At 65.8% G+C, this 23,379-nt stretch carries 21 protein-coding genes; 16 read left to right on the top strand and 5 right to left on the bottom strand.

Features of this window, described 5'->3' with window-relative positions:
• Positions 1–55: 55 nt before the first annotated feature.
• The 6 genes from resB (at position 56) to TBIF_RS11915 (ending at position 6,149) form a co-directional block, all read left to right on the top strand.
• Positions 56–1,714, top strand: coding sequence for a cytochrome c biogenesis protein ResB (resB, locus tag TBIF_RS11890; protein WP_024795017.1), 1,659 nt, complete (start codon positions 56–58; stop codon positions 1,712–1,714).
• A gap of 15 nt (positions 1,715–1,729) precedes the next feature.
• On the top strand, positions 1,730–2,722 hold the full coding sequence (gene ccsB, locus TBIF_RS11895; protein ID WP_024795018.1) for a c-type cytochrome biogenesis protein CcsB: 993 nt from the start codon (positions 1,730–1,732) through the stop codon (positions 2,720–2,722).
• 217 nt (positions 2,723–2,939) lie between these two features.
• Positions 2,940–3,317 carry an ArsR/SmtB family transcription factor gene (locus TBIF_RS11900; RefSeq protein ID WP_024795019.1) on the top strand — a complete coding sequence of 126 codons (378 nt, stop codon included), beginning with the start codon at positions 2,940–2,942 and terminating at the stop codon, positions 3,315–3,317.
• On the top strand, positions 3,314–5,272 hold the full coding sequence (locus TBIF_RS11905) for a heavy metal translocating P-type ATPase (protein WP_024795020.1): 1,959 nt from the start codon (positions 3,314–3,316) through the stop codon (positions 5,270–5,272). Before TBIF_RS11900 ends, TBIF_RS11905 begins: the two co-directional genes overlap by 4 nt.
• Positions 5,269–5,787, top strand: coding sequence for a signal peptidase II (lspA, locus tag TBIF_RS11910; RefSeq protein ID WP_024795021.1), 519 nt, complete (start codon positions 5,269–5,271; stop codon positions 5,785–5,787). The genes TBIF_RS11905 and lspA overlap by 4 nt, the downstream gene beginning before the upstream one ends.
• Positions 5,784–6,149, top strand: coding sequence for a DUF3703 domain-containing protein (locus TBIF_RS11915; protein WP_024795022.1), 366 nt, complete (start codon positions 5,784–5,786; stop codon positions 6,147–6,149). The genes lspA and TBIF_RS11915 overlap by 4 nt, the downstream gene beginning before the upstream one ends.
• A 96-nt stretch (positions 6,150–6,245) precedes the next feature.
• Here the strand turns inward: TBIF_RS11915 and TBIF_RS11920 are convergent, their stop codons facing one another.
• Positions 6,246–7,592 carry an FAD-dependent oxidoreductase gene (locus tag TBIF_RS11920; protein WP_024795023.1) on the bottom strand — a complete coding sequence of 449 codons (1,347 nt, stop codon included), beginning with the start codon at positions 7,590–7,592 and terminating at the stop codon, positions 6,246–6,248.
• A gap of 96 nt (positions 7,593–7,688) precedes the next feature.
• Between TBIF_RS11920 and TBIF_RS11925 the strand changes: the two genes are divergently transcribed.
• A complete protein-coding gene (locus tag TBIF_RS11925; protein WP_024795024.1) occupies positions 7,689–8,570 on the top strand; it encodes a helix-turn-helix domain-containing GNAT family N-acetyltransferase in 882 nt (293 codons plus the stop codon).
• A gap of 28 nt (positions 8,571–8,598) precedes the next feature.
• Here TBIF_RS11925 and TBIF_RS11930 read toward each other — a convergent pair whose 3' ends face one another.
• The gene (locus TBIF_RS11930) at positions 8,599–9,594 is read right to left on the bottom strand and encodes a hypothetical protein (RefSeq protein ID WP_038170858.1); all 996 of its coding nucleotides are present in this window, start codon (positions 9,592–9,594) and stop codon (positions 8,599–8,601) included.
• 94 nt (positions 9,595–9,688) lie between these two features.
• Between TBIF_RS11930 and TBIF_RS11935 the strand changes: the two genes are divergently transcribed.
• The 8 genes from TBIF_RS11935 (at position 9,689) to TBIF_RS11970 (ending at position 17,983) form a co-directional block, all read left to right on the top strand.
• Entirely contained in the window at positions 9,689–10,057 is a 369-nt protein-coding gene (locus TBIF_RS11935) for an ArsR/SmtB family transcription factor (RefSeq protein ID WP_024795026.1), read from the top strand.
• Complete coding sequence (gene arsB / locus TBIF_RS11940) at positions 10,054–11,124, top strand: ACR3 family arsenite efflux transporter (RefSeq protein WP_024795027.1); 1,071 nt, start codon at positions 10,054–10,056, stop codon at positions 11,122–11,124. The genes TBIF_RS11935 and arsB overlap by 4 nt, the downstream gene beginning before the upstream one ends.
• Before the next feature lie 26 nt (positions 11,125–11,150).
• Positions 11,151–11,558: an arsenate reductase ArsC gene (locus TBIF_RS11945; RefSeq protein ID WP_024795028.1), complete on the top strand. Its 408-nt coding sequence runs from the start codon at positions 11,151–11,153 to the stop codon at positions 11,556–11,558.
• Positions 11,559–11,575: 17 nt separating this feature from the next.
• Positions 11,576–11,995 carry an arsenate-mycothiol transferase ArsC gene (locus tag TBIF_RS11950; RefSeq protein ID WP_024795029.1) on the top strand — a complete coding sequence of 140 codons (420 nt, stop codon included), beginning with the start codon at positions 11,576–11,578 and terminating at the stop codon, positions 11,993–11,995.
• A gap of 11 nt (positions 11,996–12,006) precedes the next feature.
• A complete protein-coding gene (gene arsD, locus TBIF_RS11955) occupies positions 12,007–12,417 on the top strand; it encodes an arsenite efflux transporter metallochaperone ArsD (RefSeq protein ID WP_024795030.1) in 411 nt (136 codons plus the stop codon).
• 15 nt (positions 12,418–12,432) lie between these two features.
• Positions 12,433–14,223, top strand: coding sequence for an arsenical pump-driving ATPase (arsA, locus tag TBIF_RS11960; protein WP_024795031.1), 1,791 nt, complete (start codon positions 12,433–12,435; stop codon positions 14,221–14,223).
• 353 nt (positions 14,224–14,576) lie between these two features.
• A complete protein-coding gene (locus TBIF_RS11965; protein ID WP_024795032.1) occupies positions 14,577–16,865 on the top strand; it encodes an AAA family ATPase in 2,289 nt (762 codons plus the stop codon).
• A gap of 149 nt (positions 16,866–17,014) precedes the next feature.
• Positions 17,015–17,983, top strand: coding sequence for a hypothetical protein (locus tag TBIF_RS11970; protein WP_024795033.1), 969 nt, complete (start codon positions 17,015–17,017; stop codon positions 17,981–17,983).
• 6 nt (positions 17,984–17,989) lie between these two features.
• Here TBIF_RS11970 and TBIF_RS11975 read toward each other — a convergent pair whose 3' ends face one another.
• Together TBIF_RS11975 and TBIF_RS11980 are read right to left on the bottom strand one after the other, a co-directional pair.
• Entirely contained in the window at positions 17,990–18,376 is a 387-nt protein-coding gene (locus TBIF_RS11975) for a VOC family protein (RefSeq protein ID WP_024795034.1), read from the bottom strand.
• Between the two features lie 64 nt (positions 18,377–18,440).
• On the bottom strand, positions 18,441–19,988 hold the full coding sequence (locus TBIF_RS11980) for an MFS transporter (protein ID WP_024795035.1): 1,548 nt from the start codon (positions 19,986–19,988) through the stop codon (positions 18,441–18,443).
• A gap of 204 nt (positions 19,989–20,192) precedes the next feature.
• Here TBIF_RS11980 and TBIF_RS11985 point away from each other — a divergent pair, with 204 nt between their 5' ends.
• Positions 20,193–21,275 carry a hypothetical protein gene (locus TBIF_RS11985; RefSeq protein ID WP_024795036.1) on the top strand — a complete coding sequence of 361 codons (1,083 nt, stop codon included), beginning with the start codon at positions 20,193–20,195 and terminating at the stop codon, positions 21,273–21,275.
• Positions 21,276–21,288: 13 nt separating this feature from the next.
• Here TBIF_RS11985 and TBIF_RS11990 read toward each other — a convergent pair whose 3' ends face one another.
• Entirely contained in the window at positions 21,289–23,127 is a 1,839-nt protein-coding gene (locus TBIF_RS11990) for an acyl-CoA dehydrogenase (protein ID WP_024795037.1), read from the bottom strand.
• Between the last annotated feature and the right edge of the window lie 252 nt (positions 23,128–23,379).

Here is a 23,379-nt window from a genome sequence, read left to right on the forward strand (position 1 = left end):
CCTTCAACTCCGACTTGGTGCTGCCGGCAAGAGTGTCAAGGAAGAGGAAACTGACGTGAGCACACCCACGTGGCAGTCACTGCCGCGCAAGCTCGCCGCCACCTGTCGCAACCTCTGGCGCTCGCTTACCAGCATGCGCACGGCGCTGGTGCTGCTGTTCCTGCTGGCCCTGGCCTCGATCCCCGGTGCCCTGGTGCCGCAGCGCAGCCTCAACGCGCAGAAGGTCGACCAATACATCGCGGACAACCCGGTCATCGGGCCGCTGTTCGACACGCTGCAGATGTACGAGGTCTTCGGCAGTTCCTGGTTCACCGCGATCTACGTGCTGCTGTTCATCTCGCTCATCGGCTGCATCACACCCCGGGTGGCCGAGCACTTCCGCGCGTTGCGCACGCCCCCCGTGCGCGCTCCCCGCCGGCTCGCACGGCTGCCGCACCACGCCGCAGCAACCCTGCCGGGGTCCGCCCAGGAGAACGCGGACAAGGTGGAGGAGGCGCTGCGCGGCTGGCGCAAGACCACCCGCACAGAGGCCGACGGGACTATCACGATCTCCGCGGAGAAGGGCTACCTGCGCGAGGCCGGCAACCTCGTCTTCCACATCGCGCTCGTCGGCGTGCTGCTCACGGTCGCGCTGGGCAAGATCTTCGGCTACGAGGGCAACGTCATCGTCATCGCCGACGGCAAGAGCGGCATCTGCAACACGTCGCCGTCAGGCTATGACACTTTTCGGGCCGGGCTCAGCGAGGACGGCACCGGGCTACACCCGTTCTGCGTGGACGTGCTGGACTTCAAGGCGGACTACTTGCCGAACGGGCAGGCCGAGATGTTCACCTCGAACATCCGGTACCAAGCCGCCGAAGATCTGAACACCGACACCTGGCACGACTACCGACTGCGCGTCAACGAACCGCTGCGGGTCGACGGTGCCCGGGTGTACCTGCAGGGGCACGCGTTCGCCCCGACGTTCACGGTGACCTTCCCTGATGGCACGTCGCGGACGAAGACGCAGCCTTTCGCGCCGGAGGAGGTGCTGACGTTCCTCAGCAGCGGCGCGGTGCTGTTCGACCCGCCGGCGGAGATGGGGCTCAGCCGCGAGGACTCCCGCAAGAGTCAGATCGCGCTTGAGGGGCTGTTCGCGCCGACGTCGCAGCTCGGGGGCGAGACCGGGAAGCTGTTGACGTCTAGCTGGCCTCAGATGCTGGACCCCATGGTGGCCATCGATATCTACAAGGGTGACTCCGGCCTGGACAGCGGTGTCGCGATGTCGGTCTTCCGACTGAATCCACAGCCCATCGCGCAGGGCCGCCTGGTCAAGCAGGAGCGGGTGAACCTGAGCGTGGGCGAGTCCGTCACCCTCGAGGACGGCACCATCGTTCGCTTCGACGGCGCGGAGGAGTTCGCGAACCTGCAGGTCTCCTACGACCCGGCGCAGTTTTGGGTGCTCGTGTCGGCGGTGACGATGATGGCCGGGATGCTCATCTCGCTGGTGATCAAGCGCCGGCGGATCTGGGCCCGGATCACCCCTGTCGCAATTGCCGGCGGTCCGCCTGGTGAATCTGGCGATGGATTCGAGGTCGCGGAACGCCGCGCAGTAGTAGAGCTTGGCGGACTTGCCAGAACCGACCACGCGGGGTGGGGCGAGGAGTTCAAGAGACTCGGGAAGCAACTGCTTGCCGAGGAACCACGAGAAGAGCAGCGTCCGCCCCAGGCGTGACGCGGGAGAAGAGCTATGCCTGTAAATCAGACGTTTGCGGACTTTAGTGATCTGGCCTTCAAATCGGCGTTTGGGGTGCTCGTCCTTGCGGTGCTCCTGATTCTGTTCTCCTATTCGGCGGTGCGGACGAACGCCATCGTGGCCAAGGACGAAGCGCGCGAGTTGGTCGGCTCCGTCCCCGGCGGCGGGGCACTCGACGGCGCCACCACCGAACCCACGGCGATCGACGACGACGCGCCCCGGCCGCTGTTCGAGCGCTTGGCGAACATGGGCTTCGCGCTGACGATCCTCGGTTTCGTGCTGCTCGCCAGCTCGATGCTGCTGCGCGGTTTTTCCGCGTCGCGCATGCCGCTCGGCAACATGTACGAGTTCGTGACGATGACCTGCGTCGTCGGCATCGGCGTCGGCCTGATTACGTTCCGAAGCCAGGAGAAGCGGCCGCTGCTGGCATTCGTCCTGGTCCCCGTAGTGATCCTCCTGTTTGTCGCTGGCACTATTCTCTATTCAGAGTCCGCACCGGTGGTGCCCGCGCTGCAGTCCTACTGGCTGCCGATCCACGTCACGGTCATCTGCCTCGGCAGCGGCATTTTCCTCGTCTCCGGCGTGGCCAGCATGCTGTTCCTCTACCGCATCAAATACCCGCAGGGGCAGGAGCGGGACACCCGCTTCGGCCGCTTCGCTGTGAAGCTGCCGGACGCGCAGTACCTCGACCGGCTCGCGTACAAGACCGTCGTCATCGCGTTCCCGGTCTTCGGCGCGGGCGTGATCATGGGGGCCATCTGGGCCGAGGCCGCCTGGGGCCGGTTCTGGGGCTGGGACCCCAAGGAGACGGTCTCCTTCATTGCCTGGGTCGTCTACGCCGCCTACCTGCATGCCCGGGCGACGGCCGGCTGGCGCGACACGAAGGCAGCGTGGATCAACATCATCGGGTTCGTGGCGATGCTGTTCAACCTGTTCATCATCAACATGGTGGTCTCCGGCCTGCACTCGTACGCCGGGCTGAACTGACAGCTAGAGATAGCCAGCCGCACGACTGTTCGCCGAGGCGGGACTGCCCGAATCTCCCCTGAACGGTATACCCGTATGGGGTTTATCGACCCCATTCGAACCGCGAGAGGGGCCACCACTCCGGTTGGCAGGGCCTCTGCCCGCACTTATCACGTTTTCCGCACCCTTCTTATACCCCCACCACCACTGTATCGCCTGATTTAGCTATCATCGTTGTATGACGATTGATTCTATTGATGGCTGCACGACCAGGGCAGGCTCCGGGACGGGGTTGGGGGTGGCTGCCGCGCTGTTCCACAGCCTCTCCGACGAGACCAGGTTGGCGATTGTGCGCCGCCTCGCCGATGGGGAGGCTCGTGTTGTCGACCTTGTCGGCGAGCTCGGGTTAGCGCAATCGACGGTGTCCGCGCACGTCGCCTGCCTGCGGGACTGCCATCTGGTCGAAGGCCGCCCCGAGGGCCGGCAAGTGTTCTACTCCCTCACCCGCCCAGAGCTCCTAGACCTGCTCGCCGCCGCCGAGACGCTGCTGGCCGCGACTGGCAACGCGGTCGCGCTGTGCCCGATCTACGGCATCGACACTGGAGCCCAGTCATGAGCGACGCCTGCGGCTGCGGCCCCGATGAACCAGGACTCGATGGGGAGGAAACCCACGAGCCAGTGAGGTTCTGGCAGGTCACCGAGATCCGTGCCGCCGCGATCGCCGGAGTACTGCTCCTGGCCGGGTTCATCACCGAATGGACCGGTGGGCCGCGCGCGGTCGAACTCGGCCTCCATGCGGCCGCGCTGCTCATAGCCGGCTACACCTTCGTGCCGTCCACGCTCAAGCGGCTGGCGAAGGGCAAGATCGGCGTCGGCACCCTGATGACGATCGCCGCGGTCGGCGCGGTCCTCCTCGGTGCGGTCGGCGAGGCTGCGATGCTCGCGTTCCTGTTCACGATCAGCGAGGGCCTCGAGGAATACGCCGTCACCCGCACCCGCCGCGGACTCCGGGCCCTGCTCTCCCTCGTCCCCGACACCGCCACCGTGCTCCGCGACGGCCGTGAGCAGACTGTGCCGCCGGCACAGCTGCGACTCGGGGACATCATGATCGTCAAGCCCGGCGAGCGGCTCGCCACCGACGGCGTCATCCGCAGCGGCCGCACCGCGCTGGACAACTCCGCGATCACCGGCGAATCGGTGCCGGTTGAGGCAGGCCCTGGCGACGACGCGTTCGCCGGCGCCATCAACGGCACCGGCGTCCTCGAAGTCGAGGTCACGGCCGCCGCGGAGGACAACTCCCTCGCGAAGATTGTGCGGATCGTCGAGGCCGAACAGTCCCGCAAGGGCGAGGCACAGCGCTTGGCCGACAAAATCGCGAAACCCCTAGTCCCGGGCGTGATGCTCGCCGCCGCGCTCATCGCCCTCATCGGCGGACTGCTCGGAGATCCGCTGGTGTGGATCGAGCGGGCGCTCGTGGTCCTCGTCGCCGCGTCGCCCTGCGCGCTGGCGATCGCGGTCCCGGTCACAGTGGTTGCCGCGATCGGCGCAGCCAGCAAGTTCGGCGTCCTCATCAAGGGCGGGGCCGCACTCGAGGAGCTTGGCAGGATCCGCATCGTCGCCCTCGACAAGACCGGGACGCTGACCCGCAACCGGCCGGTGGTCATCGAGGTCACCGCTATCGGCGGGGTCACCGAGTCCGAGGTCCTGCGGGTCGCCGCGGCGCTCGAAGCCCGCAGCGAGCACCCCCTCGCTCAGGCGATCATTGCCGCCGCCGGCGATGTGGTCCCGGCTGAGGACGCCGCCGCGGTGGTCGGGGCTGGGCTGACCGGGACCGTCGACGGCATTCCCGCCCGGCTCGGACGGCCTGGGTGGCTCGACCACGGCACACTCGCCTCCGATGTCGAGCGGATGCAGAGCGCCGGAGCCACGGCCGTGCTGATCGAGCACGGCAACGTGGTGATCGGGGCAGTCGCGGTTCGTGACGAGTTGCGGCCGGAAGCCCGCGAGGTGATCACGGGGTTGCGCCGAGACGGCTACGAGATCGCGATGCTCACTGGTGACAACGCACTGACCGCCCATGCCCTGGCCGCCGATGTGGGCATCGACACTGTGCACGCGGATCTGCGGCCCGAGGATAAGGCCCGTATCGTCGCCGCGATGCGGGCGGACAGGCCGACGGCGATGGTCGGTGACGGTGTCAACGACGCCCCGGCGCTGGCCACCGCCGATCTGGGGATCGCGATGGGCGCGATGGGCGCCGATGTCGCCATCGAGACCGCGGACGTGGCGTTGATGGGCGAGGATCTGCGGCATCTTCCGCAGGCGCTCGGTCACGCCCGCCGGGCGCGGCGAATCATGATCCAGAACGTCGGCTTGTCGCTGGCGATCATCACCGTGCTGATGCCGCTGGCGCTGTTCGGGGTCCTCGGTCTGGCCGCGGTGGTTCTCGTTCATGAGGTCGCCGAGATATTCGTCATCGCCAACGGGGTCCGTGCCGGCCGCGGGAGCAAGCTCGCCGCAGCACCTGTGGAACTCCCGGTGCTGGCGCAGATCGGAGGAAGCCGGTCATGACTTCCACTGAGAGCGCAGAGTCGGAGCCATTCGCGGCGTCCCCGCGGCGGCTGGGCCGGGGCACCTTTCTCATCGTCGCTGGAATCTCGATCGTGGTTGCGCTCATCGTTGATCCGGTGGCCCGCGGGGTCTTGTCGGACGGGCAGATCATCGATCTTGGTGTGCTGGAGTTGCGACTGGCATACAACAGCGGGGTCGCATTCAGTCTTGGAGCGCAGCTTCCAGCGATCGTGATTGTGGCGGTGACCGCCACAATCACCGCCACGATTGGGGTGTATGCCTGGCGGACCGCGCCCGAGGTATCGCGACTCCAGAGCATCGGCCTAGCGGCGATCGTCGCTGGTGCCGCCGCCAACGTCATCGACCGGATCCTCGACGGCAAGGTAACCGACTACTTCCACACCGGCTGGTGGCCCACCTTCAACCTCGCAGACGTCTATATCACCAGCGGGGTGGTCCTTGTCATGGGTGCGCTGATCTTCGCGAACGACACCAGAACGGAATCCTCATCATGAGAAAAATGCCTGAGCACGTGCGTCGGGTCTACGCACTGGAGATGACGACCGCCCGTGAGACCGAGGAGAACGCGGGCCGATGGCATCACCTCGAACGCGCCCACATCATCTCCCAGCCTTACCCATGGCCGCACACCCGCAATCACGTCGCCATGCTCGGACTCGCCCTGCGCCAACGAGACCGCCGCGAGGCGATCGGCCAGATCATCCGCATCATCGTCGCCGCGCCGGGTTCGGCGCTCGGCCGCTATCCAGAAGGAAACACCGGCCGCACCAAAGCAGGGCTGATGACTGTGATGACTATTTCTTCGGACTTGGCGGCGACGCTGGAGGGATCGTCACCGAGGCCCAGCCAGAGTTAGCAGTAGGCGAGACGCAGATCGGCGCGGGAAGCCGCAGACCAGCCCCGCTGAGGGGGCTGGCCTGCGGCGGGGCGATCGACGCGTCGACCACAGCGGCTACTGGCCGGCGGTGTTGGACGCCAAGATTCGGATAGCCTCCGCGGGCTCGGCGCCGCAGCAGCCGCCGTCAGACTCGGGCTGGTCCTCGGGCTCGTCGAAGACGCCTGCGCCGCCGCACACCCCGGTCTCGGGGAGGATCAGCTCGACCCGCCCGGCCGACTCCTGATCGCCCGCCAGGTGCGCCGCGATGCTGCGGACCTGCTCGTAGCCCGTCATCGCGAGGAAGTTCGGGGCCCGTCCGTAGCTCTTCATCCCGGCGAGGAAGAAGTTGGGCTCAGGCTGGCTGAGCTCGCGGAAACCGTGGGGATAGATGGTGCCGCAAGAGTGGACGTTGGGGTCGATCAGCGGGGCCATCTCGGTCGGGGCCTGCAGCGTCGGGTCCAGGTCCAGGCGCACCTCCGACAGCCACGATAGGTCTGGGCGGAATCCGGTCAGCACCACTGCGCGGTCCACTGCCTCGATCCGCTGTCCGTTGTCGGAGACGATGACGTGGGTCCCGGAGGCGTCGGATTCGATTGCCGCGGTGCGGAACTCGGTGACCACGGACAGCAGCCCATCCTCGAGTGCTTGACTCGCGCGGATGCCCAGGGTGCCGCGGGCGGGCAGCTGGTCGGATGCGCCGCCACCGAAGGTGGTGCCGACGCCGCCGCGGCGCAGCGCCCAGGTGATGCGGGTGCCCGGTGCGTCCTTGGCGAGGCTCGCCAGCGCGACGATCGCGGTCAGCGCGGAGTGCCCGGCGCCGGCGATCACGGTGTGCTTGCCGGCATAGCGCTCGCGGACCTGCGGGTCGGCGAGATCGGGTACGCGGTATTCGAGCGACTCGGCGGCCGACCGCTCTCCGATGGCCGGCAGGCCCTCGGATCCGAGCGGGTTCGGGGTGCTCCAGGTGCCCGACGCGTCGATCACGGCGCGGGCGAGCAGGCGGTCCTCGGATCCGTCTGCGCTGCGCACGTGAATCGACAGGGGTTCGGTGTCCCGGCCGGCGTCGACCAGGCGGTCGCGTCCGCGGCGGGCGACGCCGATGACCTCGGTGTCGAACTGGACCGCGTCGCCTAGCGCGGCGGCGAGTGGCGACAGGTACTCGGCGGACCAGTCGCTACCGGTCGGGTAGGACTCCGGCTCGGGGGTCACCCACTCCGTCGTCTGGAGAAGTCGCTGGGCTGCCGGTGCGATCACCTCGGACCACTGGGAGAACAGGCGGACGTGGTTCCACCGGGCGACGGAGGATCCGGCGACGGACCCCTTCTCGATCACCAGCGGTCGCAGGCCTCGTTCGCGCAGCTCTGCGGCGGCGGCGAGTCCGATCGGTCCTGCTCCCACGATCACTACCGGCAATTCACTCATCACGACCCCTTTCATCGATGTTGGTCGATCCATGAATACTGTATCGACGGATGTCGATCTATGCAACCATCGATCATCATCGATATGATGGCGGGTATGACATCGACGGACGTGACACGCGTGATCGCGGACCCGCTGCAGGCCTCCGAGATCGGTGAGGGCACCGGCTCGCTGGAGGTGGCGGACGCCGCGCTCTACGCGGGCTGGTTCGCCTGTCTGGGAGAACCCACCCGAGTTCGCCTGCTGCACCAGGTCGCCGGTGCGCCTGCGGGCGTCACCATCGGCGAGCTCGCCGAGGCGCTGGGAATAGGCCAGCCCACCGTCTCCCATCACGTCCGCAAGCTCGCGGACGCGGGTTTCGTCACCATGCACAAGGAGGGCACCAGCACCATCGTCTCGGTCAACTCCGCTTGCTGCGTGGGACTGCCGCAGGCGGCGGATGCCGTGATGGGGCTGTTGGCCCAGCGCCCGTGCTGCCCAGAGGATTTGCCCGCCGACGTCACGGTGCGCCCGATGTCCGACGGCGACTGGGACGCGGTGCTCCGCATCTACGGCGACGAGATCGCCACCCGCACAGGCGAATCCGAGCCGTGTGCGCCGACGCGGGACGAGCTCGACCGTGAGTGGCTGCCGGGGCATCGATGGGTCGCCGAGGTGGATGGCACGGTCGTCGGCTGGGCGGCATTGAGCTCCGCTTCGAGACGAGACCACGCCCACGGCGTGGCGGAGGCCGAGATCTGCGTCGCGCAGGGCATGCGGGAGCGGGGCGTCGGGAAATCGCTGCTACGCGCCCAGGTGATCGCCGCCGACGAGGACGGTGTGTGGACGCTGCAGACGTCCATCTTCCCGAGCGACCGTGCGGCGATCGCGCTGCATCACTCCTCGGGGTTCCGCACCGTGGGTGTGCGCGAGCGCATTGTTCAGGTTGATGGGCAGTGGCGGGATACTGTGCTGCTCGAGCGCCGAGCGGCGGTGTAGCGCGTGGCCACGGTCTCGTCTGGGAATCTCACGCCGACGGGAAATCGTGGCGATGCACGTAGAACGCGGAACCGGTCTCATCGTCCGTGTAGTGAAAGCCAATGGTGTTCAGTGACTCCCGCAGAGCTGCGGACATAGTGAGTGCAACGGAATGGAGGACATCGGGCGGCGTCGCCAGATCGGAGACGGGCACGAGGCACATCGCCGACGCGATGGCGTCCCACGTGTCGCCCACGTATCGGTGCCAGAGCGTCGAATCCGTGATCTCGGCCGGCAGCGGCGTAATTCCGTCACCCGTCCGGTGAGCGGCGGCCCAATAGGCCATCGCAACCCACACGGACCCGCATGCGTCCATGGCCCCGTAAGCGAGTTGCGGCGCGTTGCGGGATGTTCGGTAGGCCGCGTCAACCACGGACAGTTGTCCCCCGAGGGCCCCGAGCACATCCTCGACGTCGCCCCTGGTGGGAGGTTTCTTTCCCGCGAGTTTGATTGCGCCGCACTCGGCTCGGTGTTCGTCTAGGGCGTTGCTCGCGGCGTCGAACATGTGCACGTTCATGAACCCTGGGATTTTAGATCGGCCATAGGCGGTGAGATCAGAGCCGCACTGGGCCATGATGACGTGCTGCGCCTCGTGCGTGATCGAACGGTTCATCAAGGCGATACCCGCTTGATTGGGGATCAGCCGGCGGTTCTCATCAAGGGCGACCAGCCAGTTCGCGTCGAAGATGACGTCGATCCGGCCATCGTCGACTTGCATGGTGCGCCCGCCCACCATGCCGGACCCGCGATCCGTTGTGTAGGGCCTGGAGGGGTCGCGGCGCATCACCGCTTCGGCGAGGTCGATTGCGACGACTAACGTCACCTCCTCGGGGCGCTCAACCAGACTTGCGAGCAGTGACGCGAGGCTGCGAATGGCGGTGCGCACCCCGTGCATATCCGGGTCGTTCCACAGGGCCTGGACCAGTCCCGGTTTCCATCCATCAAGGTCGATTGCACACGCGATGTCCGCTGCTTCTGACGTCATAGCAGCACCGTAGCCGGGTTCTCCGCGTGAACCTGGACAGTTGTGCGAAATGGTGAGGCTTGCGTGATGATTCGACAAGTGTCAATATCAGCGCATGTCGAATCAAGAGCTGTCCGGGCCATGCTGCCCGCCGGTGTCTCCGCCTGTGCCGGGATATGAACCGGAGGCGGAAGCCGACGTCGCCCGCAAGTTCAAGGCCCTCGGGGACCCCGTCCGGCTGCGCCTGCTCACCCTCGTGGCCGGGCACCCCGGCGGCGAGGCGTGCGTGTGCGATATCTCCGACGGCTTCGACATCTCCCAACCGACGATCTCCCACCACCTCAAGGTGCTGCGGGAGGCCGGACTGCTCGACTGCGAGCGCCGCGGCACCTGGGTCTACTACTGGGTCGTCCCGGGTGCGCTGCGCCAACTCTCCGCTGTGCTCCTGGGCAATGACCTGGCGATGGACGAGGTGCCGGCATGACCACCCTGCAATGCCCGCCGAGGATGTCCACCCTCGACCGCTACCTCGCCGTGTGGATCGGCATCGCCATGGCCGCTGGCCTGCTGCTCGGCCGCATGATCCCGGGGCTGAACACCGCGCTGGACAAGATCCAGATCGACGGCGTCTCCGTCCCGATCGCGCTCGGACTGCTCATCATGATGTACCCGGTGCTGGCCAAGGTCCGCTACGACCGCCTCGACACGGTGACCGGCGACCGCAAGCTCATGGCCAGCTCCCTCGTCATGAACTGGGTCGTCGGCCCCGCGCTGATGTTCACGCTGGCCTGGACCTTCCTGCCCGACCTCCCCGAGTACCGCACCGGGCTGATCATCGTCGGGCTGGCCCGCTGCATCGCGATGGTCATCATCTGGAACGACCTCGCCTGCGGGGATAGAGAGGCGACGGCGGTCCTGGTCGCCATCAACTCCGTCTTCCAGGTCGTGATGTTCGCGGTTCTGGGCTGGTTCTACCTCGACATCCTGCCCGGCTGGCTCGGCCTCGAGCAGACATCCATCTCCGCCTCCCCGTGGCAAATCGCGAAATCCGTGCTGATCTTCCTCGGCCTCCCGCTGCTCGCCGGCTTCCTCACCCGCCACTACGGCGAACGCGCGAAGGGCCGGGAATGGTACGAGGAGAAGTTCCTGCCCAAGATCGGGCCGTGGGCGCTCTACGGGCTGCTGTTCACCATCGTGATCCTGTTCTCCATGCAGGGCGAGGCCATCACCACCAACCCCCTCGACGTCGCCCGTCTCGCGATCCCGCTGCTGCTCTACTTCGTCCTCATGTGGGGCATCTCGTTCAGCGTCGGCGCGGCGATCGGCCTCGGCTATCCCCGCACCGTCGCGATGTCGATGACCGCGGCGGGCAACAACTTCGAGCTCGCCATCGCGGTGTCGATCGGGACCTTCGGCGTCGCATCCGGCCAGGCCCTCGCGGGCGTGGTCGGCCCGCTCATCGAGGTGCCCATCCTCGTCGGGCTCGCCTACCTCTCGCTGACCCTGCGCAAACGGTTCAAAGCCAGAACAGACACGACAGTCTCCGCATAGCTTCCCGCCCAACGACAGGAATACCCATGACCACACCCAGCGTGCTCTTCGTCTGCGTGCACAACGCGGGCCGCTCCCAAATGGCCGCAGGCTTCCTCTCCCACCTGGCCGGCGACCAAATCGAGGTCCGCTCCGCCGGCAGCGCCCCCGCGGAGACCATCAACCCCGCGGCAGTCGAGGCCATGACGGAGGTCGGCATCGACATCTCCGCACAGTCCCCGAAGATCCTCACCCCGGACGCTGTCGAGACCTCGACCGTGGTCATCACGATGGGCTGCGGCGACGCGTGCCCGGTCTTCCCCGGCGTCAGCTACCGCGACTGGGTGCTCGATGACCCAGCCGGTAAGGGGCTCGACGCCGTCCGCCCTATCCGCGACGAGATCCGCCGGCGGGTGGAAGCGCTCATCGCCGAGCTCGTCCCCGCCACCGCCTAACCCCAAGGAAACCCCTGATGACCAAGCCTTCAGTGCTGTTCGTGTGCGTGAAAAACGGTGGCAAGTCCCAAATGGCCGCGGGGCTCATGCGCGCCGCTGTCGGTGACACCGTCGAGGTCTACTCGGCCGGAACCAAGCCGGGCTCCGCGGTCAACGCCCTCGCCGCGGAGTCCCTGCTCGAGATCGGGGTCGACATCACCGGCGAAAGCCCGCAACCCATCGACCCGCGACTGGTGCGCGACGTCGACATCGTGGTCACTCTGGGCGGGGAAGCCCACGTAGATCCCGTGCCCGGCACGGACTTCGAGAACTGGGACACCGACGAGCCGTCCGAGCGGGGCATCGACGGCATCGAGCGCATGCGCCTAGTGCGCGACGACATCGCCGCCCGTGTCGACGACCTCACGACCCGACTCGCCCCTTCCACCACCCGATAAGAGGAGATCCCATGAGCACCATCGAAGTATTCGAGCCCGCGCTGTGCTGCAGCACCGGAGTGTGCGGAGACGACGTCGACCAGGCCCTGGTGACCTTCTCCGCCGACCTCGACTGGGTCCGCTCCCAGGGCGGGGACATCACCCGATTCAACCTGGCCAGCGAGCCGATCGCGTTCACGCAGCGCGAGCCCGTCACCGCGTTCCTGCAGATTGCCGGGTCGGAGGGGCTGCCGCTCGTCCTCGTCGACGGGGTCACCGCGCAGACCGGCCGGTACCCGGACCGGGCGCAGCTCGCGAAGTGGGCCGGCCTGCCGGCTCCGGAGTCCGCCGCGGCGCCTACCGGCATCACCCTGCTCGGTCTCGCCGACGCCGCCGCCGCCGATTCCTGCTGCGGCGACGACGCCTCCTCCACCTGCTGCTGAAAGGCCTTGCCCGACATGAAGTTCCTCGATAGCCCGCCCCGTTTCCTGTTCTTCACCGGAAAGGGCGGCGTCGGCAAGACGTCCATCGCCTGCGCCTCGGCGGTCGCGCTGGCCCGCCAGGGCAAGTCGGTGCTGTTGGTGAGCACCGACCCCGCGTCGAATGTCGGGCAGGTCTTCGACCTCGAAATCGGCAACACCATCACCGCGGTGCCCGCGATCCCGGGCCTGTCCGCCCTGGAGATCGACCCCGAGCAGGCGGCCGAGGCATACCGGGAGCGCATCGTCGGGCCGGTGCGCGGCTTGCTGCCCGAGGCCGAGCTCGCTTCGATCACCGAACAGCTCTCGGGGTCGTGCACTACCGAGATCGCCTCGTTCAACGAGTTCACGGCGCTGCTCACCGACACCGGTGACGCCATCGCCGAGTTCGACCATGTCCTGTTCGACACCGCGCCCACCGGCCACACGATCCGGCTGCTACAACTGCCCGGATCGTGGACGGAGTTCCTCAACGACGGCAAGGGCGACGCCTCGTGCCTCGGCCCGCTCGCCGGCCTGGAGAAGCAGCGGGAAATCTACGCCAACGCCGTCGACGCGCTCGCCGACCCCGACCGCACCCGATTGGTCCTCGTCTCCCGGCCCGCACGCTCCCCGATCGCCGAGATCGCCCGCACCCATGGCGAACTCGCCGACATCGGCCTGACGCACCAGCATGTCGTCGTCAACGGGGTGCTCCCGGAGCCGCAGGGCGACGACGCGCTGGCCGGCGCAATCTACCGGCGTGAGCAGGCGGTGCTCGCCGGGCTGCCCGACTCGCTGCGGAGCCTGCCGCTGGACATCGTCGAGTTGAAGGCGGCCAACATGGTCGGCATCGACTCCCTCAAGACGCTGTTCGCCACCGCTGAGCCCGCCACCGCAATCGTCACCACCCTGGACTCGGACCCGCTGCCGGAGGTGGTCGACGCGCCGCTGGAGGTCTTGGTCGACGAGCTCGCCCAGTCCGACCACGGACTCATCATGTGCATGGGCAAGGGCGGCGTCGGGAAGACCACCATCGCCGCGGCGATCGCCGTCGCACTGGCCCGCCGTGGCAATGACGTCCACCTGACCACCACCGATCCCGCGGCGCACCTCGAGGGCACCCTCGATGGCCAGCTGGAGAACCTCGCCGTCTCGCGCATCGACCCCGAGGAGGCCACCGCCGCGTACCGCGAGAGGGTGCTGACCTCGAAGGGATCCGCGCTCGACGAGCAGGGCCGCGCCACTCTCGCTGAGGACTTGAAGTCCCCGTGCACCGAGGAGGTCGCCGTGTTCCAGGCGTTCTCGAAGGTCATCCACGAGTCACGCCGCAAATTCGTCGTCGTCGACACCGCCCCCACCGGGCACACGCTGTTGCTGCTCGACGCCACCGGCTCCTACCACCGCGAGATCGCCCGCCAGATGGGCAAGAACACGAACTTCACCACACCGCTGATGCGCCTGCAGGATCCGGCGCAGACGAAGGTCATCCTGGTCACGCTCGCGGAGATCACCCCTCGTCTTGAGGCGGAGGGGCTGGAGGCAGATCTGCAGCGGGCCGGGATCACCCCGTGGGCGTGGGTGGTCAACAACTCGCTGGCCGCCGCACAGCCGACATCCACGTTCCTACGGCGCCGCGCGGCCAATGAGATCGCGGAGATCGACGCGATCGCAGCGGCCCCCAGACGCCGACTCGCTGTGGTGCCAATGCTCGCGGAGGAGCCTGTGGGAGCAGAGGCTTTGGAGGCGCTGAGTCACGGACTCGAAGAGGCCGTTGTACCGCATATATGATTCAACAGAGTCATACGACTGGTAGAAACTAGCTAGAGTTCAGACGGCGCGACCTGCTAGTTTTCGCTGTATCGAGACAAGCGCAGATTACCTGCGGCATGGCGGGAGCGGTCGGTCTTAGACTGGGTCTGGCAGCGCAAGATCGATCCAGCCTAGGCCATGACCGCGGAATCCTGAGGTAGATGCTGCGACCGCTATAGATCCAGTCGCGCAGAGCATTGGTACCGGTAGCTACGGTCTAGGTGTACTTGTCGCCAGCAGACGCCGGCGACTTCAGCCACTGATTCGATTTACCTTGTGGAGGACGTGCGCGCTTACCTCCTCAAAATGATTCTAGGCACTAGTATCGATGTATGCTGCGTCGACTGGATCTTAAAGAACAATGGCGGTCTCTTGGCAATGGATTTTGGCCTGCTGATCTTCCGTTCGGTGGCCGTACCGTGGTCTATGGCCATAACGGCAGTGGGAAGTCCACCATCTCGGAACTGCTGCTGAGTCTCGCTGACGGCCAATGTGCCACAAGGTTGGTATGGGAGCATGACGATGGCCGAAGAGAAGACATAGAACAGGGCGATGCAAGCCCTTCTCCAAGTATGGCAGTCTTCACGCGAAAGTGGGTCGATCTGAACCTTGCTGCATTCTTGGACGGGAAGAATGCCTCTGCCATTGTCACGCTTGGGCAGGCGGCCATTGAGGCTAAAGAAGAAGAGGATTCCCTCAAAGAAGAGATTGAGCGGCTGCTCGGAGATGCGAGCGAGGCTAACAGTGAGAAGGTGAAAGCTGGAGATAAGGCCAGTGCATTAGCGCGCGAGGTGCAGGACCGAATTGTCTCGGAGCTTAGGGAATTTGACTACATACACTTCACTAAGAATCGTTACACAATCCTCAGGGTGTCGGAGGACCTTCGCAATGCGAAGGATAAATTCCCTGACAGTAAAGTGTATGCGGAATCTTTGCGACTTCTAGGTGAGAGTGCTCCGGGGCCAGTTGCCGAAATTTTCCCGCCAAATATGGGCATTGCTGAGGGGCTCGAAGGGTTGGGGGCCTTGTTGGCTGATACCCCCACTAGAGTTGCGCTGGAAGCGCTCGAAAGAAGCGTGAAAGCGCAAACATGGGTTGAGCAAGGGCTGGAGATGCATCAGGATCTGGATCTCTGTCTGTTCTGTGACAGTCGTATCGACAGTGAGCGTCGCCGGCAGTTGTCGAGCCACTTCGATGAGAGCTGGCTTCAGATTCGCAGCCGCGCCAAAGAGCTGCACAGCGCGGTTGCTCGTGAAAAGAATATGTATATGGAGTGGCAGGCTTCTTTGCCCGAGTCATCCCTATTGGTGGGAGAGCTTCAGTCCGGTTACGCGAAGGCCCTTGATCAGGTGAATTCCGGTATCGAGGAGAGAATTCTGATTCTTGATTTGATTGAATCGGCACTTGGGGAGAAGATTGCAGACCCCAGTGTTATGCCGTCGGAGCCCGAATGGTCGATGATAAATGATCCCTTATCGATAAGGCTTCTTGTCGAATCCATTGGGGAGCATAATGATCAGGCTCGGCGTCATGAGGACGTTGTAGCAAATCGCAAGGGGAATGTACTCAGCCATATCGTTGGCTCGAAGGGGCAAGAGTTTCGTGATTTAGAAAAGGAGGAGCAAGCTTGCAGGGAGAAGTGCGAAGCGAGCAATCAGACTGCCCGATTGGCTGAGGTCCGACTTGGGGAGGTGCGGCAAGCGCAGTTCACGACAAAGGACATGGCGGACAAATTATCCGATGATTTGTCCCGCGTCTACGGAAAATCGCATCTGAATATCACGGTGACGGAGGATGGGAAGTCATACTCGTGTCATCGAGGAGGTCGTGCCGCCACTGATCTCAGCGAGGGGGAGCGAACCACGCTTTCGTTGCTCTACTTCCTCCGTAAGCTAGAGGATGAGGAAGTAGTCGGGGGGGACCGAGCGCAGCGTATGGTGATCATTGATGATCCGTCGAGCTCCTTGGACAGGGAAGCGTTATTCGCAACCCATCACTGGCTCCTAGATGCTCTAAAAGGGGTTGGTCAGTATGTAATCTTCACTCACGACTTCAGCCTTTTGAGGCTCTTCATCAAGTCTCACAAGAACGCTTGGGGTAAGTCCATGAAGAGAATCAAGGCAGGGGACCTTGGTGAGGCGATGTTTCCGAAGGTGGAGTTCCTGGAAATGTATGCAACATCGATCAACGGTGAGCGAAAATCAAATATCGGAAGGCTAACTCCGATTTTGCTTAACAATACATCGGAATATGCCTATCTTTTTTCGATGGTGATGGCCGGAATTGCGGACTCGGAAGATCATGAGCGGCTATTCCTTCTGCCGAATGCGGCTAGGCGAGTTCTGGAGGTGTTTGCCAGCTACAAAGCGCCTCATCGGTTCGACTTCATGCAGCAACTGGAGGAGCTCGTCCGGGACAGCGAAGGCGAGCCGTTCCGTGACGTGTATGACTTCTGTAATCGTTACTCTCACGGTGAGGGTAACGAGAGCGTCGATGTGCTGGATGCGCGTGTTGTTCATGGCCAGATCCGACGTTGTATGGACTTCCTCCGTTCCATAGACGACGAGCACTTTCGGCGGATGTGTGAGGCAACTGGAGTCGACCCCGGGGTTCTCCCGTAGCGGGAGTCGGGCGGACCGCTGTGGGGTTTGCCGGGTTCCGCGTGGTGCTTCAGCCGGTTGGCGGGACCGTCCGGCGTTCAGCGCCCATCCTCAGAGGCGGGGCTTCATCGGGCGGGCGAGTACTGCTAGTGTCTCATGAGACACCGCGATTGCGCATAACGGGCGAATACACGTACCTGTCCTCGTTGTTCGCGCAGCTGCACGGGGACAAGCCCGCGGAGTGGGCGAACCTCGGGGCGAAGCTTGTGGAGCGCGGCCTGCCGCTGCAGCCCGGCTGGGACAAGGGAAAGTGGGCGTGGGACGAGGACGCGAAGGACTCCCAAGCGATCCAGGCCGCAGCCGCCGGGCGGGTGCGCGAGTGGCTCACCGACGCCGAGCCGCCCGCCATGCTGCACCGCGACGCGCCGTGGGGCCAGGCGCCCATCGAGGGTTTGCCGCTGGATTTCACCGCGGAGCAGTGGGCGCTCTACAACCAGGAGTGGGGCGAGTTCCAGCGGGAGATGAACCTAGCCCGACGCGGCAAGAACATCGCCCGGGGCCGCGCGGCGCTCATGCGTTTTCGCCAGAAGGCCGGGATGCTGCGCGCGCCCCAGACCGCGGAGCTGGTCGCGGCCACCGTCGAGCGTGGCTACCAGGTGTTGGTGGCCGTCGAGCTGGTGACGACTGCCGCCGACCCGGTCTCGGAGATGTTGGAGGACAAGGGCATCGGAGTCTCCCGCATCTTCGGCGGCGGGGACCTGGAGGCGGAGCGGCTGAAGTTCCAACGCGGTCAGAACCCCGTCGTGGTGTTCAACACCGCCTCCGCGATCAACCTGCAGGCCAGCGAGCTGATGGCCGACGGCTCGAGGGCCAGTGACGCCAAGCGGATCGGCTACTTCCACCAGCCGCGGTACTCCGGCATCCAGGCGCGGCAGACCATCGGTCGCGCGCACCGGGACTACCAGGTGTGCCCGTGGAGCCTGCTGTTCGCGTCCGGCACGGTGGAGGAGACGGCGGCCCGGACCATGGTGGACCGACTGCTGCTGACCTCCGCGAGCGTCGACGGGGACGCGTCGGCGCTGCGGGAGATCGCGGCGCTCTTCGATGCGGACTGGTTGCCGGACACCGCGTTCGACTGAGCAGCCCTACAACATCTGCTGGAGCTGGATGAGGTTGCCGCAGCTGTCGTCCAGCACCGCGATCACCACTGGGCCCATCTCCACCGGCTCCATGGTGAACCGCACTCCGAGGCCGCTGAGCCGGTCGAACTCCGCGCGCACATCGTCCACGGCGAAGGCGGTCATCGGGATGCCGTCCTCGATCAGCGCATCCCGATAGGGCTTGACGGCGCGATGGACGGAGGGCTCGAGCAGCAGCTCAGTGCCACCGGTGTCTTCGGGGGAGACGACAGTCAGCCATCGGTACTCGCCCGCGGGCACGTCGGTCTTCTTCACGAAACCCAGCACCTCGGTGTAGAAGCGCAGGGCCGCATCCTGATCGTCGACGAAGATGCTGGTCAGGTGGATTCGCATGGGGAGCTCCGATGGGGTGGGTGGTTTGTGCCCAGGATATCCGCGGCGGCCGAACCCGGCGGGGTTAGACGGGCGTCCTTTCCAGCAAGTCGTCATCGTCGCCGTCGAGTGCGGGAGCCGCGCTGCTGGAGGTAGATGCCGCCGGCTTGTCCTGGGACAGCTTGCCGCGGTTGATCATGGTGACCGCGATGACTGCGGAGGACAGGAGGAACGCGACGCCCCACCACGTGCCACGGACGAAACCGTCGACGGTGCCCTGCAGCTCGAGACGCTCCTCGAGCGAGCGGGCGTCGGGCGCGGTCTTGTTGATCGCGTGCGAGGCGATGTAGGCGGCGGTGGTGCCGGTGGCGATGGTGTTGAGCAGGGCGGTGCCGATCGCCCCGCCGATCTGCTGCGAGGTGTTGACCATCGCGGAGGCCACCCCGGCGTCCTCGCTCTCGATGCCCACGGTCGCGAGGCTGGTCGCCGTCATGAACGTGGTGCCCAGGCCCAGGCCCAGCAGGAACATGCCGGGGGCGACGGTGGTCCAGTAGTCGGACTCCAAGCCGATCCGCGTGAGAATGAGCATGCCGGTCGCCGCGACGAGGAGGCCGGGGCCCATCAACAGTCGCGGGGGGACGTAGGGCGTGAGGCGGGCGGCGATCTGGGTCGAGCCGCCGAGCATCCCGAACACCATCGGCAGGAACGCGACGCCGGCCATCATCGGCGAGTAGCCGCGGATGGTCTGCAGGTAGAACGTCATGAACAGGAAGACCCCGTACATGCCGATCACGGCCAACCCCAGGGTGAGGTAGGCGCCGCCGCGGTTGCGGTTGCGGGGCACGCGCATCGGCAGCAGGGGGTGGGACACCCTGTTCTCGACGAGCACGAACACGACGAGCAGCAGGAGGCCGCCGACCATCATCGCGATGGTGACCGGGTTGGACCAGCCGTCGTTGGACGCGCGGCCGAGGCCGTAGACGATCGAGGCGAGGCCGCCGGCGACCAGCAGGACTCCGGGGATGTCGATCGGGTTGGTGTCCTTCTTTCCGGCGGGCTCGCGGATGATCCAGATGGCGCCGGACACGGTGACGACGGCGAAGATGACGTTCACGTACATCGTCGCGCGCCAGTCGAGGTACTCGGTGAGGGCACCGCCCAGCAGCAGTCCCACCGCGGCACCGGTGCCGGAGATGCCGCCGTAGATGCCGAACGCCTTCGCGCGCTCCTTGCCCTCGGTGAAGATCACTGTGATCAGGGAGAGCGCCGCGGGGGCGAGGATCGCGCCGAACGCGCCCTGCAGCGCGCGAGCGCCGACGAGCATCTCGAAGTTCACCGACGCGCCGCCGATCGCGGAGGCTGTCGCGAAGCCGATCAGGCCGATCATGAGGGATTTGCGGCGCCCGAATTTATCGGAGATGCGGCCGCCGAGCAGGAGCAGGCTGCCGAACGAGAGCGCGTAGGCGGTGATGATCCACTGCCGGCTGTCATCGCTGAAGTGCAGGTCCTCCTGCGCGTGGGGCAGCGCGATATTGATGACGGTGCCGTCGAGCACCACCATCAACTGGGCTAGGGCGATGAAGCAGAGGACCAGCCAGCGCCTGGGATCAGGCGTGGAAGAAGGGGTGGTCATTCGGGGAAGCCCAATCGGATCGGCCCATTAGCGGGTATGGCGGATACATATTCCGAATCAGAGTATCGGCTCGGCGTTCCAAAACGCCAGGTATCGGAAACCCGGGACAGAGCGCTGAGGCGAATCCGTGGGTGCCGGACTGGGAGCGTGGATACTCTCCTAGCTAGGCGTCCTGGCTGACGGGCCGCGACGAGGAGGTGCGTTGTGCGCCACGAACTTGCGGGTCACCCTAAAGCCGGCGGGCTCAAAGACCGCGCGCCGCTGGGCAGATTCGAGATCTTCCTCTTCACCGCCGTCGCGACGGTGCTCATCACCCGCGCTTACCTCGCCGCAACGGGTTTCCCGCAGGTCGGCGGCGGCAACCTGCATGTCGCCCACGTGCTCTGGGGCGGGCTTCTGCTCGGCATCGCCATCGTCCTGATGGTGATTGTGCCGGGCGGGCGGGCGAAGACCCGGGGGGCATTCCTCGGCGGCATCGGCTTCGGGCTGTTCATCGATGAGGTCGGCAAGTTCCTGACCAAGAACGTGGACTACTTCTTCGAGCCGGCGATCGCAGTGATGTACGTGGTCTTCGTCGCCTTCTACCTGGTGGTGGTCGTGCTCTTGCGGCGGCGCGGGATCACGGATCGGCTGCGGCTCACAACCGGGCTTGACGCCTTGACTGACGAGACGTTGGGTCAGCTCACGCAGGCTCGTCGCGCGCTGGTGCTGGTGCTGCTCGACGAGATCTCAGATCCGGACCTGACGGGGGTGGCGGCGGAGGTCGCCGCTGCACTGCGGGTGGAGACCTCGGTGGACCGCGGATTCGAGCACCGCCTGACACAGTGGCGCGACGCCACCAACCGCGGGATCGGCCGCCTGCTGGCGCGCCGCATCACGCGCCGCATCGTGATTGGCTTCTTCATCCTCGAGGCGGCGTTGGTGGCGCTCAGCGTCGTCGTCGCGTTGGCGACCGAAGAGGTGGTGACGATCGTCGGCGTCGCGGAACTGGGTGCGGTGCTCTCCGGCATCGTGATCACCGTGATGGTGTTTATCGGCGTCGGCTTCCTGATTCGGGATAAGTATCTGACGGCGCTACGGATCCTCCGCGCGGCGATCGTCGTGGACCTGCTGGTGAACGAGGTCTTCAACTTCGCCACTCAACAGTTCGGCGCGCTCCTCGGGTTCGGCCTGGCGCTGGTGATGCTGGCGGTGCTGCGCATCGCGATCCGAGAGCTGGAGTTGACGGAGGAGCAGGCGGCCGTTGCCTCCGGTCCCACAGAAGCGGACCCGGTCGAGGCACTCTAAAACGCTGCGGTGTTTAAAACGCGGACTCGTCTAGCTCCATCGCCGCGATGTCGAGGTCCGCCAAGATCTCGCGAGTTGCCGAGAGTTCCGGCAACACATTGCGGGTGAAGAACGTCGCGATCGCGAGCTTGCCCTCATAGAATGCTCGATCCTTGTCCGTCACTGCTCCGGCGTCGAGCGCGGCCTGCGCCCTCTCCGCCTGCCGCACCAGCAGCCAGCCGATGAGCAGGTCGCCGACGGACATCAGGAAGCGCACCGATCCCAGGCCCACCTTGTACAGCTCGGCGGGGCGCTCCTGCGCGCCCATCAGGAAACCGGTCAGGGTGGCGGCCATCGTCTGCACATCGTCCAGCGCTGCGCCGAGCCTGGTGCGCTCGACCTTGAGCCGACCATTGCCATCCTCGGCCTCCACTGTCAGCCGCACCTGCCCGGCCAGATGCGCCAGGGCGACCCCGCGGTCGCGGATAATCTTGCGGAAGAAGAAGTCCTGCGCCTGAATGGCGGTGGTGCCCTCATATAGCGAGTCGATCTTCGAGTCCCGCACGTACTGCTCCAGCGGGTAGTCGCTCAGATAGCCCGAGCCGCCGAGGGTCTGCAGCGATTCCGTCAGGCACGAGTAGGCGCGCTCGGAGCCGACGCCCTTGACGATGGGCAGCAGCAGGTCGTTGACCTTGTGCGCCAGCTCCGGGTCGGCTCCGGAGACTCGCAGCGCGACGGCGTCATCCTGGTGCGCGGCGGTGTAGAGGTACAGCGCACGCAGCCCCTCCGCATAGCTCTTCTGCAGGAGCAGGCTGCGCCGCACGTCGGGGTGGTTGGTGATGCTCACGCGGGGCGCGTTCTTGTCGGCGGCCCGCGTCAGGTCCGCGCCCTGGATGCGGGTCTTCGCGTAGGCGAGCGCGTTGAGGTAGCCGGTGGAGAGCGTTGCTATCGCCTTGGTGCCCACCATCATTCGGGCTTCCTCGATGACTTTGAACATCTGCTTGATGCCCGCGTGGCTGTCGCCCACCAGGTAGCCGGTGGCGGGGATCCCGTGTGCGCCGAAGGTTAACTCGCAGGTGGCGGACGCCCGCAGGCCCATCTTGTGCTCGAGGTCGGTGACGAACACTCCGTTGCGCTGGCCGGGCTCACCGGTCTGGGAGTCGAAGAGGAACTTCGGCACGAGGAACAGACTCAGCCCCTTGGTGCCGGGCTCGGCGCCGACCGGGCGGGCCAGCACCTGGTGGAAGATGTTCTCGAAAAGATCGTCCGAGTCGCCCGAGGTGATGAAGTGCTTGACGCCCTCGATGTGCCAGGTGCCGTCATCCTGGGCAATGGCCTTCGTCCGCGCGGCCCCCACATCGGAGCCGGCTTCGGGCTCGGTGAGCGCCATTGTCGCGCCCCAGTTCCGATCGAGAACCATTGAGGCCCAATGCCTCTGCTGGGCATTGCCGATGCTGTGCAGGATGTCCGCGAAGGGCGCGCCGGCGAGATACATGTATGCCGACGGCTGCGCGCCCACGAGGAACTCGCGCAGCGCCCAGGCCAGCATCGAGGGCGCGGGGGTGCCACCGACCTCCGCGGCGAGCCCGACGCGCAGCCAGCCGGCCTCCATCCACGCGCGCACAGAAGCCTTGTATCCGTCAGGCAGCGTGACGGTGTGCGTCGTGGGATCGAAAGTGGGCGGATGCCGGTCCGCGTCGGCGAAGGACTCGGCCAGCGGGCCGGCCGCCTGCCGCGCAGCCTCTGCCAGCATGGTGCGCGCGGTGTCGGGGCCGAGGTCGCCGAATTCCCCCGACTCGAGGACGTCCGCCAGGTTGAGCATCTCGAACAGGTTGAACTCTAGATCGCGGACGTTGCTTCGGTAGTGGCTCATGCGAGCTCCCCGCCTAGTCACTGCTGGTCCCGCGCTGTGGCGCGGGCGGGCGGCGGAGCTGTGGGCTCCGCTATGGAAAGCGTCCTCGCCCCTCGCATCGTTACGCAACCGTAACTTTTCGGGGTGGGGGGCGGCCACTGTCCGCACACTGTTCACTTGCCCATCAGGAAGTCTGATTCGCCAGGGTCACGTCAAAGTCGCGTTTCCGCTGGAGAGAACTAGTTTTATCGCGTCTTGAAGGCAGTGCTGATA

Source organism: Tomitella biformata AHU 1821 (assembly GCF_000524475.1).
In the GTDB taxonomy this organism is placed as follows: domain Bacteria; phylum Actinomycetota; class Actinomycetes; order Mycobacteriales; family Mycobacteriaceae; genus Tomitella; species Tomitella biformata.